17 protein-coding genes are annotated in these 16616 nt (G+C 68.8%); 14 read left to right on the plus strand and 3 right to left on the minus strand.

The features are described from left to right. Positions 1-5: 5 nt before the first annotated feature. From G0D83_RS16995 to G0D83_RS17015, 5 genes are all read left to right on the plus strand, one after another. On the plus strand, positions 6-1355 hold the full coding sequence (locus tag G0D83_RS16995) for a PepSY domain-containing protein (protein ID WP_164195938.1): 1350 nt from the start codon (positions 6-8) through the stop codon (positions 1353-1355). A 152-nt stretch (positions 1356-1507) separates the two neighbouring features. Next, positions 1508-2221: an ABC transporter ATP-binding protein gene (locus G0D83_RS17000; protein WP_164195940.1), complete on the plus strand. Its 714-nt coding sequence runs from the start codon at positions 1508-1510 to the stop codon at positions 2219-2221. Further along, entirely contained in the window at positions 2196-2813 is a 618-nt protein-coding gene (locus tag G0D83_RS17005) for a CbiQ family ECF transporter T component (protein WP_164195941.1), read from the plus strand. The genes G0D83_RS17000 and G0D83_RS17005 overlap by 26 nt, the downstream gene beginning before the upstream one ends. A gap of 11 nt (positions 2814-2824) precedes the next feature. Beyond that, a complete protein-coding gene (locus G0D83_RS17010; RefSeq protein ID WP_164195942.1) occupies positions 2825-3367 on the plus strand; it encodes a biotin transporter BioY in 543 nt (180 codons plus the stop codon). Between the two features lie 7 nt (positions 3368-3374). Continuing rightward, positions 3375-4055: a nitroreductase gene (locus G0D83_RS17015; RefSeq protein ID WP_164195943.1), complete on the plus strand. Its 681-nt coding sequence runs from the start codon at positions 3375-3377 to the stop codon at positions 4053-4055. On the opposite strand, the gene G0D83_RS17020 is transcribed toward G0D83_RS17015, so the two are convergent. Together G0D83_RS17020 and G0D83_RS17025 are read right to left on the minus strand one after the other, a co-directional pair. Further along, positions 4048-5148 (minus strand): thiolase family protein, encoded by a 1101-nt coding sequence (locus tag G0D83_RS17020; protein WP_164195944.1) that lies wholly within the window; start codon positions 5146-5148, stop codon positions 4048-4050. The two genes, G0D83_RS17015 and G0D83_RS17020, sit on opposite strands and share 8 nt — an antisense overlap. Then, complete coding sequence (locus tag G0D83_RS17025) at positions 5145-6299, minus strand: AMP-binding protein (protein WP_164195945.1); 1155 nt, start codon at positions 6297-6299, stop codon at positions 5145-5147. Before G0D83_RS17025 ends, G0D83_RS17020 begins: the two co-directional genes overlap by 4 nt. A 255-nt stretch (positions 6300-6554) precedes the next feature. Here G0D83_RS17025 and G0D83_RS17030 point away from each other — a divergent pair, with 255 nt between their 5' ends. Continuing rightward, positions 6555-8636, plus strand: coding sequence for an ATP-dependent helicase (locus tag G0D83_RS17030; protein ID WP_164195946.1), 2082 nt, complete (start codon positions 6555-6557; stop codon positions 8634-8636). Here the strand turns inward: G0D83_RS17030 and G0D83_RS17035 are convergent, their stop codons facing one another. Further along, the gene (locus G0D83_RS17035; protein ID WP_164195947.1) at positions 8637-9050 is read right to left on the minus strand and encodes a VOC family protein; all 414 of its coding nucleotides are present in this window, start codon (positions 9048-9050) and stop codon (positions 8637-8639) included. Between the two features lie 390 nt (positions 9051-9440). Here G0D83_RS17035 and G0D83_RS17040 point away from each other — a divergent pair, with 390 nt between their 5' ends. From G0D83_RS17040 to G0D83_RS17075, 8 genes are all read left to right on the plus strand, one after another. Then, positions 9441-10277, plus strand: coding sequence for a transporter substrate-binding domain-containing protein (locus G0D83_RS17040; RefSeq protein ID WP_164195949.1), 837 nt, complete (start codon positions 9441-9443; stop codon positions 10275-10277). A gap of 119 nt (positions 10278-10396) precedes the next feature. Further along, positions 10397-11134: an amino acid ABC transporter ATP-binding protein gene (locus tag G0D83_RS17045; RefSeq protein ID WP_164196036.1), complete on the plus strand. Its 738-nt coding sequence runs from the start codon at positions 10397-10399 to the stop codon at positions 11132-11134. Then, positions 11131-11799, plus strand: a complete 669-nt coding sequence (locus tag G0D83_RS17050; protein WP_108970913.1) for an amino acid ABC transporter permease — start codon at positions 11131-11133, stop codon at positions 11797-11799. Before G0D83_RS17045 ends, G0D83_RS17050 begins: the two co-directional genes overlap by 4 nt. Before the next feature lie 12 nt (positions 11800-11811). Continuing rightward, a complete protein-coding gene (locus G0D83_RS17055) occupies positions 11812-12480 on the plus strand; it encodes an amino acid ABC transporter permease (RefSeq protein WP_164195951.1) in 669 nt (222 codons plus the stop codon). A 22-nt stretch (positions 12481-12502) separates the two neighbouring features. Beyond that, positions 12503-13429 carry an N-carbamoyl-D-amino-acid hydrolase gene (locus G0D83_RS17060; RefSeq protein WP_164195953.1) on the plus strand — a complete coding sequence of 309 codons (927 nt, stop codon included), beginning with the start codon at positions 12503-12505 and terminating at the stop codon, positions 13427-13429. Between the two features lie 88 nt (positions 13430-13517). Next, a complete protein-coding gene (gene hydA / locus G0D83_RS17065; protein WP_164195955.1) occupies positions 13518-14972 on the plus strand; it encodes a dihydropyrimidinase in 1455 nt (484 codons plus the stop codon). Then, entirely contained in the window at positions 14972-15625 is a 654-nt protein-coding gene (locus tag G0D83_RS17070; RefSeq protein ID WP_164195957.1) for an aspartate/glutamate racemase family protein, read from the plus strand. The genes hydA and G0D83_RS17070 overlap by 1 nt, the downstream gene beginning before the upstream one ends. After that, positions 15622-16563: a LysR family transcriptional regulator gene (locus G0D83_RS17075; protein ID WP_164195959.1), complete on the plus strand. Its 942-nt coding sequence runs from the start codon at positions 15622-15624 to the stop codon at positions 16561-16563. The genes G0D83_RS17070 and G0D83_RS17075 overlap by 4 nt, the downstream gene beginning before the upstream one ends. Positions 16564-16616: the final 53 nt, after the last annotated feature.

Below are 16616 nucleotides of genomic sequence, written 5' to 3' on the forward strand. Positions count from 1 at the left end.
TTCTCATGACGGAAACGACCTCGCGCGCCGCCTCGGCCGCGCTCTACCGCGCCGTATGGCGCTGGCATTTCATCGCCGGTCTTGTGATCCTGCCTTTCGTGCTGATCCTGGCCATCACCGGCGGCATCTACCTCTTCAAGGACGAGATCAACGACGCGGCCTATTCCCGCCTGCGCTTCGTCGAGCCTGCCACCGCGCAGCGCGCGCCCTCGGCCCTCGCCGCCGCCGCGCTCGAGGCGCATCCGGGCGAGCTCAAGGCCTACACCCCGCCCGCCTCCGCGACCCGCAGCGCCGAGATCGACATTCTCGGCGCGGATGGGCTGAAGGATACGGTCTACGTGAATCCCTACACCGGTGAGGTGCTGGGCACGCTCTGGGACGGCGGCGCCGCGGGCAGCCCGGCGATGTACGTGGTGCGCAAGCTGCACTCGCTGGAGTACGTCGGCTGGCTCGGCAACCGGCTCATCGAGATGGCCGCGGGCTGGATGGTGCTGCTGGTCGCCAGCGGCATCTACCTGTGGTGGCCGCGCGGGCGGGGGCTCGGGACAACATCCATCAAGGCCAGGCGGGGGCGTCCCTGGTGGCGCGACCTGCACGCGGTCACCGGCCTCTACACAGGGGTCTTCATCGTGTTCCTCGCGCTGACCGGTCTGCCCTGGTCGGCGATCTGGGGCGGCAAGTTCTACGAATACGCCAATGCCCTCGAGCTCGGGATGCCCGAGGGCTACTGGTCCGGCCTGCCGAGCTCGACCGTGCCGCTTTCCGAGGCCACCGATCGCGCGCCCTGGATCATCGAGAAGCAGCCGGTGCCGATGTCGTCGGCGGCAGAGGGTGTCCCCCAGACGCTCGACCAGGTGGTCGCGACGGTGGAGGGCCTTGGCATCGTGCCGGGCTATTCCGTGTCGATGGCGAGGGGGCCGGCGGGCGTGTTCACCGCTTCGGTCTATCCCGATGACATCACCTATGAGCGGGTGATCCACCTCGACCAATACAGCGGCGCGGTGCTCTACGACGCGGATCTTGCCGACCTCGGCACGCTCGGCCGCTGGGCCGAATGGGGCATTTCCGTCCACATGGGGCAGGAATGGGGGCTGGTGAACCAGATCGTCCTGCTTCTGGCCTGCCTCGCCATGGTCGGGCTCTGCGTGTCGGGCGCCGCCATGTGGTGGAAACGCCGCCCCTCGGGCGCGCTCGGCGTGCCGCAGGTGCCAACCGACTGGCGCTTTCCCCGCACGCTGCTGCTGATGGCCGTGGCGGCGGGCGTGTTCTTCCCGCTGGTCGGCCTGTCGATGCTGGGGCTGGCGGCGGTGGAAGTCGCGCTGCACCTTGCGCGGCGGCGGAAGGCGCTGGCGTGAGTCAGGCAGGCGCCCGCTGCGGCGGGCGCCTGCAGACCGCGACCCTCCCTTGCAGGGGCGCGGCCAGCCGCCCGGATGGCACGGAAGGGATTGCAACCGGACCGCCGCGCGTCGTACCCCGGGCCGACATCGGATCGCAAAGGAACGCGCGGGTGCTGCAGCTCAGGAATGTCTCGGTGACGCTTGGCGGGGTGGAGGCCCTGCGGCAGGTCTCGCTGAGCGCGGCGGAGCGGCGCATCGGCATCGTCGGCCGCAACGGCTCGGGCAAGACAACGCTTGCGCGGGTGATCGCCGGGCTGCAGGTGCCCGACACGGGCAGCGCCGAGATCGACGGTAGCGACATGGCGCGCGACCGCAAGGCGGCGCTGCGCTCGGTCGGCATCCTGTTCCAGAACCCCGACCACCAGATCATCTTCCCCACCGTCGAGGAGGAGATCGCCTTCGGCCTTGTGCAGCTCGGCCGAAGCCGCGCCGAGGCGGCGGGCGAGGTGCAGATGATCCTTGCCCATTTCGGCAAGAGCCACTGGGCCTCGGCGCCGACCCACGGGCTGTCGCAGGGGCAGAAGCAACTGGTGTGCCTGATGGCTGTGCTGGCGATGCGCCCGGCGCTGATCGTGCTCGACGAGCCCTATTCCGGGCTCGACATCCCCACCCGCATGCAGCTCATGCGCTACGTCGACGAGGTCGCGGCGCGGATCCTGCACATCACCCACGACCCCGAGAGCGTGCGCCATTACGACCGGGTGATCTGGATCGACGAGGGCGCGCTGCGCGCCGACGGCCCGCCGGCCGAGGTGCTGGGCCAGTTCGAGGCGCAGATGCGCCTTTGGGGAGGGCGCGATGATCTCTCTGACCTCGCCGGTTGAAACCTGGGCCCATCGGGTGCCGGCGGGCGTCAAGCTCGCGGCACTGTCTTTGGCGACGGTCGGGCTTTTCGCAGTGCAGGATCCGCGGCCGCTCGCGCTCGCGCTCGCGGGGGTGGTGGCTCTGGTGCTGTCCGGCGGGCTGACGTTCGCGGCCGAGGCCGCGCGCAGCCTGCGCATCCTGCTGCCCTTTCTCGGGCTGATCGCGGCCTGGCACCTGGTCACCGGGCAATTGTCCGAGGGCCTCGCCGTCGCGCTTCGCCTGCTGGCGGCGCTGACGCTGGCGAATTTTGTCACCATGACCACGCGGCTCACCGACATGGTCGCGGTCGCGACCTGGCTGCTGGCCCCCTTCCGCCGCTTTGGTCTGTCGACCCGTGCACTGGAGCTTTCGGTCGCGCTGGTGGTCCGCTTCACCCCCTCGATCGCCCGCAAGGGCGGGCAACTCACCGAGGCCTGGCGCGCCCGTTCGGCCCGCCGCGCCGGATGGCAGGTCGTGATGCCCCTTGCGGCGCTGGCCATTGATGATGCAGAACATGTCGCCGAGGCGCTGCGCGCCCGGGGCGGTCTCGAGCCGCCAGACACGACCGGATAGGAGGATCCGCCTTGGAACGCAATCTCACCCATGTCGCGCTCTTTGCCGCGCTCATCGCCGGGCTCGGGCTGATCCCCAAGTTCACCCTCGCCTTCGGCGTGCCAATCACCGCGCAGACCCTGGGCGTGATGCTTGCCGGCACGGTGCTCGGCGCGAAACGCGGTGCCTTGGCCTGCCTGCTGTTCATCGCGCTGATCGCGCTCGGCCTGCCGCTGCTGGCCGGCGGACGCGGCGGTCTCGGCGTCTTCGCCTCGCCCACCGTGGGCTTCCTCGTCGGCTGGCCGGTCGCCGCCTTCGTCACCGGCTTCATCGTCGAGCGCTGGCGCGGCAACCTGGCGCTGGTCTCCGCCATCGCCTCGGTGGTCGGCGGCATCCTGGTGCTTTACGTCTTCGGCGTCCTGGGCATGTCGGTCACCCTCGGCAAGTCCATCCCCGAGGCCACCCTGCTGGTCACCGCCTTCATCCCCGGCGACGTGATCAAGGCGGTCCTGGCGGGGCTCATCACCTCGGCGTTGGCCCGCTCGCGCCCGGCGAGCCTGCTCTCGCGCGGGTGATCCCGGCATGAGCCTGTCGCCGGCGGAGGAGCTGCTCTTCGCGCGCCGCTCCGCCCGCGCCTTCCTGAAAGACCCTGTGCCGCGCGCCGATCTCGAGCGGATCCTGCGCGCGGCGCGCTCGGCGCCGAGCGGCGCAAACCTGCAGCCCGGCCGGTTCCACGCACTGACCGGCGCGCCGCTGGCCGATCTCAGCGCGGCGCTGCTCGGGGCCATCGAGGAGGGTCGACCGCAGGTCGCGCAATATTCCTATTTCCCCACCCCCCTGCCACCCGCGCTGAAGGCCAAGCAGCGCGCCGCGGGATATGCGCTTTACGCAGCGCTGGGGATCGCGCGCCGCGACCTCGTCGGCCGCCGCGACCAGTTCACCCGCAACTACGCCTTCTTCGACGCCCCGGTCGGGATCGTCGTGACCATCGAGCCCGAGATGGGCAAGGGCTGCTTCATGGACCTGGGCATGGCTCTGATGGCGCTGATGGTGGCGGCCCAAGGCATGGGCTACGCCACCTGCGGCATTGGCGCGCTGGCAAATTATGCGGATGTCGCCCACGCCCATCTCGGCCTCGGCGACGACGAGCTGGTGGTCTGCGGCATGGCGCTGGGGCGAGCCGACCCCGAGGCTCCGGTGAACAAGGTCGAAACCGCCCGCGACACGCTCGAAACCTACGCCAGCTTGCGCGGTTTCAGCTAGACAGCAGCACCGCCGTCCCGAGCCCGCCCGCCGCCGCGATGGCGGCAATCCCCGTGCCGCCGCGCTTTCGCAGCTCGTGAAACAGCCTCACCGCGTTGATCGCACCAGAGGCCCCCACTGGATGCCCGCGCGCCAGACCGCCGCCGCCGGGATTGACGATCTCGGGATCGAGCCCTGCGCCCTCGACGCAGGCGATGGCCTGCACGGCGTAGGCCTCCATCACCTCGGCGACGCTCAGGTCTTCCGCGCGCAGCCCGTGCCGGTCGAGCAGGGTCCGGATTGCCGCCACCGGCGCGAGTCCGGGCCGGTACGGCCGGCCGCCCAGCGTCAGCCCGCCGAGATAGCAAAGGCCCTGCCGCCCGAGCCGCGCCGCCACGCGCTCCGAGACCAGCACGCAGAGCGCCGCCCCATCCGCTGCCACGGCGGCATTGGCGGCGGTGATCGAGCCCGAGAGCACCGGCGCCCGCGCCGCCAGCCGCGGCGAGAGCGCGCGCGTGAAGGCGTCGCCCGGGAGCCCCGCGAGCGGGATGATCTCGGCGGAGAAATCGGCGCAGAGCGCCTTGCGGTGGCTCTCGATGGCCCAGAAATCCTGCGCCGCGCGCGAAATCCCGCCCTCTTGCCCCAATGCATCCGCCGCCGCGTCCATCTCCGGGTCCAGCGCGGGCCATGGGGTGAAGGGCGGGCGATCGTAGCCGCGCGCGGGGCCGCCGTCCGGGTCGGTGCGCAGCCGCAGTGGACGCCGCGAGTAGGATTCGACCCCGCCCGCCAGCACCACCTCGGCCTGCCCCGCGGCGATCAGTGCGGCGCCCATCACCAACGCGTCGAGCCCGCCGCAGCACTGCCGGTCGAGGGTGAGCCCGGCCACGCGCTCGGGCAGACCCGCCGCCAGCGCCACCAGCCGTGCCGGATTGCCGCCCGCGCCGAGCGCATTGCCGAGCACCAGCTCGTCGACCTCATCAAGGGTGAGCCCCGCCTCTGCAACGGCCGAACGCAAGACGGGCGCGGCCAGTTCGTGAAGCTCCAGCCGCGACAGCGCCCCGCCGCGGGGCGCCACCGGTGCGCGCAGCGCCGCGAGGATGCGGACGCCGCTCATGGACCGTCCCCCAGCCGCCGGGCGATCTCGCGCAGGTCGGGCTTGCCCGAGACGGTGAGCGGGAAATCCTCGAGGCCAATCACCCGCCGCGGCGCCGCCAGAGGGCCGACGGCCGCGCGGCAGAGCGCCAGGAGCCGCCCGGCCGTGGCCGCGTCACAGCCGCCCGCGATCACCGCCACCAGGTGCACGCCGCGCCTCGGGTCGGGGCGCGGCACCACCGCGCAGTGGCGCACGCCGGCATCGCCGAGCAGCAGCGCCTCGATGTCCTCGGGAAAGACGTTGCGGTCGGCGATGGTGACCATGCGGCTGCGCCGCCCCGCGACGGCGAGCGTCCCGTGCGCGTCGAGCTTGCCCATCTCGCCCACGCTCAGAAAGCCGTCCCGCCAGCGGGTGTCGGCGCTGGTGCCTTCGGCATAGCCCTCGAAGAGATAGGGGCTGCGGACCCAGATCTCGCCGAACTCTCCCTCGGGGGCATCGATGCGGATCTCAACGCCCGGATAGGCGTGGCCCACCGCCCCGCCCGGCCCCTCCGCGTCGCCCCAGGCGATGAAGCTGGTCTCTGCCGCGCCGTAGAATTCCCGAAGTTCCGCGCCCGGGCAAAGCTCGGCGATGCGCGTCCGGAGCCCCGCGGGCATCCGCCCGCCGCCGCAAAGAATGTGGCGCAGCGCCGGAAGCCCCTGCCCCGCCGCGCAAAGCAGTCGCAGTTGCGTCGGCGTGGCATAGAGCACCGTCGCCCCCGCCGCGTGCAGCGCTGCCGCCTGCCGGGCGGGGCGCACTGCGTCGAGGCAGAGCAGGTCCGCCCCCAGCCAGGCCGCCTCGGCGATGGCGTAGAGCGCCAGAGAATGCTGCGGCGCGCCGAGCACGCCGTAGGCATCGCCCGGAGAGATGCCAAGCGCCGCGGCATTTACCCTAAAGCTGGCGATCCACGAGCCATGCGTGCGGCGGATCGCCTTGGCGGTGCCGGTGGTGCCCGAGGATCGGCTCTGCAGAATGCCGCGATCGGCCAGCGGCAACCGCGCGATTCCCTCTGGCCCGATGGTGAAGCCTGCCCCCTCCGTCAGCGCGGCGCGCAGCTCGTGCAAGAGCGCGCCCGGCGCCTCCGGGGCGCGCAGGCGGCAGTCTGGATGCCAGTGAAAGAGCGTGTCACTCACGAAAGACGTCCTCGGGCCAGCAATGGTCCCGGTCCTTTTCCCCCAAGCGGCGCCGGGACGCAAAGCGCAAGTTTGCGCCGCTAGCGGGTGTCTTTGCGAAGAGACGAAGCCGAAGGGGCGTCTTTCACCCAAGATCGATCCTCTTGGGGCGGGCGCGCAGCGTCGCTTCGAATACCAAGTTCCCATTATGTTCCCGATCCGCTATGCTCGCCGCGATCAGACCAAGCCGCAGGGCAGCGCAGGATCGGGCAGCAGATGACACAGGTAGAGATCACGGCAGCGAAGGCCGCGGAGCAGGCCGACCCGCTCGCGGCGCTGAACGAGAACCAGCGCGCCGCCGCCACCTTCGGAGTGCGGCCCGGAGATGCGGCGCCGGCAGGGCCGCTGCTGGTGATCGCCGGGGCGGGTTCGGGCAAGACCAGCACGCTGGCGCACCGTGTCGCGCATCTGCTGATGAACGGGGCGGATCCGCAGCGCATCCTGCTGATGACCTTCTCGCGCCGCGCGGCGACTGAGCTGACCCGCCGGGTCGAGGCGATCACCACCCGGGCGATGGGCACCGGGATCGTTGCCGAGGCGCTCACATGGGCCGGCACCTTCCACGCCATCGGCGCGCGGCTGCTGCGCGAGCACGCGCCCGCCATCGGGCTCAGCCCCGAGTTCTCGATCCACGACCGCGAGGACAGCGCCGACCTGATGAACCTCTGCCGCAACGGGCTTGGCCTGTCGCAGACCGAGAAGCGCTTTCCGGCCAAGGGCACCTGCCTGTCGATCTATTCGCGGGCTGTCAACGCCGGCGAGCCGCTGGCCGAGGTGCTGCGCGACCACTTTCCGTGGTGCGCCATGTGGGAGGCCGAGTTGAAGGCCCTCTTCGGCGCCTATGTCCGCGCCAAGCAGGCGCAGAACGTGCTCGATTACGACGACCTGCTGCTGGCCTGGGCACAGGTCATGTCCGACCCGGAGTTCGCCGCCCATATCGGCGGCGCCTGGGACCATGTACTGATCGACGAGTATCAGGATACCAACCGGCTTCAGGCGCGGATCCTCCTGGCGCTGAAGCCGGACGGGCGCGGGCTGACCGTGGTGGGCGACGACGCGCAGTCGATCTACGCCTTCCGCGCCGCGACGGTGCGCAACATCCTCGACTTTCCCGCCGCCTTTGCCCCGCCTGCCGATGTCATCACGCTCGACCGCAACTACCGCTCGACGGCGCCCATCCTCGAGGCCGCCAACGCGGTGATCGGACAGGCGCGCGAGCGCTTCACCAAGAACCTCTGGACCACCCGCGCCTCGGCCGAGAAGCCGCGGCTGGTGACCGTCAGCACCGAGGCCGATCAGGCGCGCTACATGGTGGACCGCATTCTGGAAGACCGCGAGACCGGGACTGCGCTCAAACAGCAGGCCGTGCTCTTCCGCACCTCCAGCCACTCGGTGCAGCTCGAGGCCGAGCTGACCCGGCGCAACGTGCCTTACGTGAAATTCGGCGGGCTGAAGTTCCTCGACAGCGCCCATGTAAAAGACCTGCTGTCGGTACTGCGGCTGGCGCGCAACCCGCGCGACCGGGTGGCGGGTTTCAGGGTGCTGCAGCTCATTCCCGGCATCGGGCCAAAGTCGGCGGCGAACATCCTCGATGCGCTGGATCTCTCGCCCGATCCCGCGGCGGCGCTGGCCGATGTTGCGCCCCCGGCCAAGGCCGAGGCCGACTGGCCCGGGTTCGTCGCCGCGATGACCACGCGCGCGCCTTGGCCCGCCGCCATCGGGCTGGCGCGGGCGTGGTACGAGCCGCATCTCACCCGCATCCACGAGGATGCCGACACCCGCCGCGACGATCTGCTGCAGCTCGAGCAGATCGCGCTTGGCTACCCTTCGGCCGAGGCCTTCCTGACCGAGCTGACGCTCGATCCGCCCGACGCCACCTCGGACCGCTCGGGGGTGCCGCTGAAGGATGAGGATTACCTGATCCTGTCGACCATCCATTCGGCCAAGGGGCAGGAGTGGAAATCAGTCTACCTGCTCAACGCGGTCGATGGCTGCATTCCCTCGGACCTCGGCACGGGATCGACTCCGGAACTGGAGGAGGAGCGGCGGCTGCTCTATGTGGCGATGACCCGCGCCAAGGACCGGCTGACGTTGGGCCTGCCGCTGCGGTTCTACGTGACGCAGCAGAGCCGGGGTGGCGACCGGCACGTCTACGCCACGCGCACCCGCTTCATCCCGCGCGAGATGCTCGGACATTTCGAGAGCGAGCACTGGTCGCCGGCCCCTCAGGGCAGCAGACCCGCCCCGGCGCCGGGGCGGATCGACATCGCCGCGCAGATGCGCGACATGTGGGGCTGATCAGGCGGCGAAGAGACCGTCGAAATCCTTGAAGCCCTTGATCTCGATCGGGTTGCCCGAGGGATCGAAGAAGAACATGGTGCGCTGCTCGCCCGGCTCGCCTTCGAAGCGGATCACCGGCGGGATGTCGAATGCGACACCCTTTTCGGCCAGCCGATCCGCCAGCGCCAGCCAGTCATCGAGCCGCAGCACCGCGCCCATGTGCGGCATCATCACCATGTGTTCGCCGACCTTGCCGGTGCGGGTCACCGGGAAAGGCTCGCCGAGGTGCAGCGAGAGCTGGTGGCCGAAGAAGTCGAAATCGACCCAGCTGTCGGTCGAGCGGCCTTCCTCGCAGCCCAGCACGTCGCCGTAGAAGGCGCGCGCCGCATCGAGGTCGGTGACGTGAATCGCGAGGTGGAAGAGGGATTTCATGGCTGGCCCCTTGAGCGTTTGAGAAGCGCAGGACGCATCGCCCGGCGCGTGGTGGCTCAGGGATTGCCCATTCCGCAGGCATCGTAAAGGGGGGCTGCAGAGGCGCCTTGGCGCAATGCGCCGTCTGCGCGGGCGTCAGAAGGTCACGTCAGGTGGTCGGGCGAAGATAAAAATAACTCAATAAAATCATTGTCTTGTAATTGTGGTTTCCGCAACCGGCCGCGCCGATCCGAGCGGTAGCGAGCGGCCAAGTATAAACTGACCTTATTATTATAGTTCCATTATAATCCTGATTTGTATTGCTCCTCCCCGGGCCCGGCGGCTTTTTGAGATCACGTCTCGCATCCTCTCGATGCCAAGAAAACAGATCATCCAACACGGAGCCACCCCATGACACCCAAGAGCCTTCTGCTTTCTGCCGCGCTCACCGCCCTTGCCGCCATCCCGGCCCATGCCGAAGGGTACAAGGTCGCGCTCGACGGCACCTTTGCCCCCCACGCCATGCCCAGCCTCTCGGGCGGGGTCGAGGGCTTCAATATCGATCTCTCCGCCGCCATCGGCGAGAAGCTCGGCGTCCCGATGGAGGTGGTCGCAGCGCAGTTCTCCGGCCTCATCCCGGCGCTGCAGGCGGGCACCTACGACTTCCTCGTCGCCCCCACCACCGTCACCGAGGAGCGCGCGTCGAACCTGCTCTTCTCCGAGGGCTTCATGGACACCAACTTTGCCTTCACTGTCCCCGCGGGGACAGAGGCGATGGAGGGTCTCGACGCCTTCAAGGGCAAGACCATCGCGGTCAACAAGGGCTCGGTCTACGAGAGCTTCCTGAACGACAAGGCCGGTGAATACGGCTGGGAAGTCGTCGCCTACGGCACCAACACCGACGCGGTCGAGGCGGTCTCGACCGGCCGCGCCGACGCCAACCTCGCCGGTGCCACCGTCTCGGCATGGGCGGCCAAGCAGAACCCGCGCATTGATCTCAGCTACGAGTATCCCACGGGCCTCGTCTGGGCCTTCCCGTTCCGCAAGGACGACGTCGAGACCCGCGACAAGATCGACGCCGTGCTGGAATGCCTGAAGACCGACGGCACCATGGTCGCCCTGTCCGAGAAATGGTTCGGCGTGACCCCGACCGAGGGCACCACCATCGTCACCCCGACCCCCGGCTACGGCACCCCCGGTTTCGACGGCTACGACGAGACCGCGCATGAGGTCTCCTGCGACTTCTGATCGCTGACACTGCTCCCTGACATCTCCGGGCGGGGCGCCCGCCGCCCCGCCCGTTCATCGAAAGTTTACGCATGCACGCAGCCCCCTCTCCCGCCTCTGCCAAGGTCCACCAAAGACCGATGCTCGAGATCAACCAGCTCGAAAAGCGTTTCGGCGACACCCAGGTGCTGACCTCGATCGACCTCAGCGTGAAGCCGGGCGAGCTGGTCTTCGTGATCGGCCCCTCGGGCTCTGGCAAATCCACCATGCTGCGCTGCTGCAACCGGCTCGAAGAGCCCACCTCGGGCAGCATCCTTCTCGACGGCGCGCATGTCACAGCCTGCCACGGCGCCGCGCTCGACAAGATGCGGCTGAAGATCGGCATGGTGTTTCAGGGCTTCCACCTCTACCCGCACAAGTCGGTGCTGGCCAACGTCATGCTGGCGCAGGTCAAGGCGCTGAAACGGTCGAAGCCCGAGGCCAAGGCCCGCGCCATGGAGATGCTCGAGCACGTCGGGCTGGCGCATAAGGCCGAGGCCATGCCGTCCGAGCTGTCGGGCGGCCAGCAGCAGCGCGTCGCCATCGCCCGGGCGCTGGCGCTCGATCCCAAGGTCATGCTCTTCGACGAGCCCACCTCGGCGCTCGACCCCGAACTGGTGGGCTCGGTGCTCAAGGTGATGAAACAGCTGCGCGACGAGGGCATGACCATGGTCGTGGTCAGCCACGAGATGGACTTCGCCCGCGAGGCCGCCGACCGCGTCGTCTTCATGGATGGCGGCGTGGTGGTCGAGGCCGGTCCCCCCGAGGAGATCTTCGGCAACCCGAAATCAGAGCGCCTGCGCGCCTTCCTCTCCCGCCTGCACCCGAGCGCCGCATGAGATTCCTCGACACCTTCTTTGACGGCACGGTGATGGCGAAATACCTGCCGGATCTGCTCTCGGCCATCGTCACGACGCTCTGGCTCAGCGCGATCATCGTGGTCGGCGGGCTCGCGCTCGGCCTCGCGCTGGCCTGCCTGCGCACGCTCGGCCGCTGGTACCTGACCCTGCCCATCGTCGCCTTCGCCGACATCGGCCGCGCGCTGCCGCCGCTGGTCGTCATCCTGATCTTCTACTTCGGCCTGCCCGGACTCGGCATCAACCTTTCGGGGCCGATGGTGCTGATCCTCGTGCTCGGCGGCGTGCTGGCCGCCTTCGCCGAGGAAATTTTCTGGGCCGGTCTCACCGCCGTGACCAAGGGCCAATGGGAAGCCGGCCGCGCCACCGGCCTCAGCTTCGCGCAGACGCTCTTCGAGATCGCGCTGCCGCAGGCCATCCGCATGGGCATCCCGCCGCTGGTCAACCGCGCGCTGGCGATCACCAAGATGACCGCGCTCGGCTCGGTGATCGGGGTGAAGGAAATCCTCGCGGTCTCGTCGTCGGCGCAGAGCTTCTCGGGCTCGGCAACGCCGCTGACCATGGCCGCGCTCGCCTACCTCGCGATCTTCCTGCCGGTGGTCATCCTCTCGCGCCTGCTCGAACGGCGCTACGCCTGGGCCGTGTAAGGGGCGCATGACATGAGCAACTTCATCGACCTCTTCTTCAACTTCGGCATCATGGCGCAGGCCTGGCCGCTGCTGCTCAAAGGGCTCGTCATCACGCTCGAGCTTTGCGCAGTGGTCATCGGGCTCGGCCTCGTCGGCGGTCTGCTGCTGGCGCTTGGTGCGCTGTCGCCGAGCAAGTGGTTGAAATGGCCGTCGGTCGGCTTCATCGACCTCTTCCGCGCGCTGCCGCCGCTGGTTCTGCTGGTCTTCGTCTTCTCGGGCCTGCCCTTTGCCGGGCTAGATCTGAGCCCCTTCATGGCCGTGGTCATCGCCTTCTTCCTCAACAACTCGGCCTATTTCGCCGAAGTCTTCCGCGCAGGCATCCAGTCGGTGCCGAAGGGCCAGACAGAGGCCGCCCGCGCCACCGGGCTCGGCAAGGCGCAGACCCTGACCCATGTGGTCCTGCCGCAGGCGGTGCGCAACGTGCTGCCCGACCTGCTTTCGAACACCGTGGAGGTGGTCAAGCTGACCTCGCTCGCCTCGGTCGTCTCGCTTTCCGAGCTGCTCTACTCGGCCAACATGGCCCGCTCGGTCACCTACAACTCCTCGCCGCTGATCCTCGCGGCGCTGATCTACCTCGCGATCCTCTGGCCGCTGGTGCGCCTGATCTCGCGGTACCAGCGCGGGCTCGCGGTGCACTGAACGTCCCTGAAAGGAAAGACCCATGACGAAGATGATTATCGGCGGCGCCCAGATCGGCGGCATCCAGAAGGACGAGACCCGCGACGAAGTCGTCGCCCGGATGGTCGCGCTGATGGACGAGGCCCACGGCAAGGGTGTGAAGTTCCTCGTCTACCCCGAGATGACGCTGACCACCTTCTTCCCGCGCTTCTACGTCGAGGACCGCGCCGAGTTCGACCACTGGTTCGAGACCCAGATGCCGAACCCGGCGGTGCAGCCGCTCTTCGACAAGGCGAAGGCCTGCGGCATGGGCTTCACCTTTGGCTATTGCGAGCTGACCCCTGAGGGCGAGCACTTCAACACCTCGATCATCGTTTCCCCCGAGGGCGAGATCGTGCTGACCTATCGCAAGACCCACCTGCCCGGCCATGCCGAGTTCGAGCCCGAGCGCACCCACCAGCATCTCGAAAAACGCTACTTCCTGCCCGGTGACACCGGCTTCGGCGTCGTCAGGAACCAGGACGTGATCATGGGCATGGCGATCTGCAACGATCGCCGCTGGCCCGAGACATGGCGCGTGCTCGGCCTGCAGGGCGTGCAGCTGGTGACCATTGGCTACAACACCCCCTCGCAGAACAACCTGTCGAAGGAAGAAGGCATCGAGCGCCGCATGTACCACCACGAGCTCTCGGTTTGCGCCGGCGCCTACCAGAACTCGACCTATGCCGTGGCCGTCGCCAAATGCGGCATGGAAGACGGCAACCACATGTTCGCCGGTTCGATCATCGTCGACCCCGACGGCTTCGTTGTGGCAAAAGCCGAAGGCGAGGGCGACGAGCTGATCGTGCATGAGGCGGATTTCGCCAAATGCGACTTCGGCAAGTCGACCGTCTTCAACTTCGCGGCGCACCGCCGGATCGAGCACTACGGGCTGATCGCCAGCCAGACCGGCGTCAAGGTGCCCGAATAAGACAGGCGCGCCGGGGAGCCCTCCCCGGCGCCCGTCCCCGCGGGGACAGACGGACAGCGGCCCATGGCGGCCGGCAAGGAGAGACGAGATGCAATTCGACACGGTGATCCACGGCGGCCTGATCGCGACCGCCGATTACACGGCGAAGGGGGACATCGGCATCCGCGACGGGCGCATCGCCGCGGTGGCCGAAAAGCTCGAGGGCGGCGACCGCCGCATCGACGCGGGCGGGCGCATCGTCGTGCCCGGCGGCATCGAGGCCCACGCCCATATCGCGCAGGAAAGCTCCTCGGGTGTGATGACCGCCGACGACTACCTCTCGGGCTCGATCTCGGCGGCCCATGGCGGCAACTCCTCGTTCATCCCCTTCGCGGCGCAGCAGCGCGGCCAGTCGGTCGACGACGTCATCGCCACTTATGACGCCCGCGCCGCGCGCTCGGTCATCGACTATTCCTACCACCTGATCATCTCCGACCCGAAGCCCGAGGTGCTCGAGGACCAGCTGCCCCGCGCCTTTGCCCGCGGCATCACCAGCTTCAAGGTCTTCATGACCTATGACCTGATGAATCTCGGCGATGGCGGGATGCTCGACATCCTCACCGTCGCGCGCGCACATGGCGCGATCACCATGGTCCATGCCGAGAACAACGACATGGTCAAATGGATGAACAAGCTGCTCGCGGCCAAGGGGCTCACGGCACCGAAATACCACGCCATCTCGCGCCCCGAGCTGGCCGAGGAAGAGGCGATCAACCGCGCCATCCAGCTGGCCAAGCTGGTCGACGCGCCGCTCTTCATCGTGCACGTCTCGACGCAAGGCGGGGCCGAGATCGTCCGCCGGGAGAAATTCAACGGCGCCAAGCTCTTTGCCGAGACCTGCCCGCAGTACCTCGCCCTCACCCGCGAAGACCTCGACCGGCCGGGCATGGAAGGCGCGAAATACATCTGTTCTCCGCCGCTGCGTGACCACCGCACGCAGGACGCGCTCTGGCACCATATCGCGCAGGGCACCTTCGAGAGCGTCAGCTCGGACCACGCGCCCTACCGTTTCGACGAGACCGGCAAGTTCCTGAACGGGAAGGACATTCCCTATCCCAAGATCGCCAACGGCATGCCCGGCATCGCCGCGCGTCTTCCCTATCTCTTCTCCGAAGGGGTGGTGAAGGGGCGGATCACCCTCGAGCAGTTCGTGGCGCTTTCGTCCACCAACGCCGCCAAGACCTTCGGCTGCGACCGCAAGGGCCGTATCGCGCCCGGCATGGACGCAGACATCGCCATCTGGAACCCCGAGGCACGGGTGACCGTCACCGCGGCAGACCAGCACGACAACATGGACTACACGCCGTTTGAAGGCATGGAGATCATCGGCAAGCCCGAGCTCGTGATGAACCGGGGCGCGGTGATCGTCGAGCACGGCGAGCTGAAGGCAAAAGAGGGCCAGGGCCGCTTCGTCGCGCGCCAGCCGGTCGACCTGCGCGGCAGGCCCGGCGTCACCGCCAAGGAGTTCGATCCGGCGCAGAACTTCGGCGCGGAGCTGCGCTGATGGGCCCGATCCTGATCATCAACCCCAACTCCGCCGCCAGCGTCACGCAGGGCATCCGCGACGCCATCGCCCATCTCGCCCCGGCCCACGGCCCGGCGTTCGAGGTCACCGATCTGCCCGCCTCGCCCGCGACGATCATGACCGCCGAGGACGTCGCCCGCGTCGGGCTCGGCGTCGCCGAGGCGGCGCAGGCGCGGCCCGATGCCGCCGCCTATGTCTCGGCCTGCTTCTCCGATCCGGGCGTGGAGCTGACCCGCACGCTGGTCAAGCAGCCGGTGATCGGCGTGCAGGAGGCGGGCATTCTTACCGCCATGGCCCGCGCCGATCTCTTCGGGATCATCGCGCTGGCCCCCGGCTCGGTCGCCCGCCACCGAGTGAAGATCCGTGCCATGGGGGTTGAGAGCCGCCTTGCCGCCGAACTCGCCCTGCCCGGCGTCTCGGCCGAGGCTTCGGGGCGCGACCCGGAGATCTATGGCATGTGCGTGACCCTTGGGCGCGAGTTGGCCGACAAGGGCGCGGGCGCGGTGGTTCTGGGCTGCGCCGGCATGGCGCCGATCCGGGCACGGCTCGAGCGCGACATCGGCATCGCGGTGATCGATCCGGTGCAAGCCGCCGCCGCCATGGCGCTGGGACTGGTCGGAGCCCCCGAATGACCACCGAGCCGGGCCTTCCGGACGTCTCGCTGCGGCTCTTGGAGATCTTCGCGGCGATGATGCGCTGCGCCACCACTGTCGAGGCCGCCGAGCAGCTGCGCATCTCGCAGCCGGCGGTCTCGGCGGGGCTGCGACAGCTGGAAACCCAGCTCGGGCTCACCCTCTTCGAGCGCACCGGGCGAAGGTTGCAGCCCACCGCCGAGGCAAAGGCGCTCTACGAGGAAATCCGCCCGGTCTTCGCGCTGATGCGCGGTTTCTCGCAGCGGGCGCGCGACATGAAGCTCGGCATGGCCGGGCGGCTCAAGGTGATTGCCACGCCGCCGCTCGGCTACTCGGTGGCCCCTGTCGCCCTGCGCCGATTTCTCGAGGCGCGGCCTGACGTCTCGGTCGCCTTCGACGTGCGGCGGCTGGAACAGGTCAAGGACGCGGTGCAGAGCGGTCAGGCCGACATCGGCCTTGCCATCGACCACGACCGGCAGACCACGGTGAACGTCGACGTGCTGCAGCGCGCCCATATGGTGGCCCTGGTGCCGAAGGGCAGCCCGCTCGCCGCCAAGCCCCATCTCACCGCGCTCGATCTGCAGGCCGAGCCGCTGGTCGGGCTGGAGATGGGCTCGAACCTCGGGCAGCTGGTCCGCAAGGCCTACGAGCAGGTCGGCGCCACCTACGCCCCGCGCATCGAGGTGCGCTATTGCGCCACCGCCACGGCGCTGGCGGCGCAGCACCTCGGGGTGACCGTGGTCGATCCCTATTCCGCCACCACCCATGCCACCGAGGCGTTGGTCTGCAAGCCCTTCCTGCCCGCCTGCGAGGTCAAGGCGGTGATGTACACCCGCCGGGGCGTGCCCTATTCGGGGCTGCTGCACAGCTTCATGTCGGACCTGCGCGCCGCCTTCGCCGACAGCGACCTGCTGATCGCGGAGCCGCCCCGGAGCTGATCCTTTCCCCAGAATGAGAGCACCCGGACAGGTGCCTGCCCGGGTGCTGATGG

Source organism: Salipiger sp. PrR003 (genome assembly GCF_010500785.1).
GTDB lineage: Bacteria > Pseudomonadota > Alphaproteobacteria > Rhodobacterales > Rhodobacteraceae > Salipiger > Salipiger pacificus_A.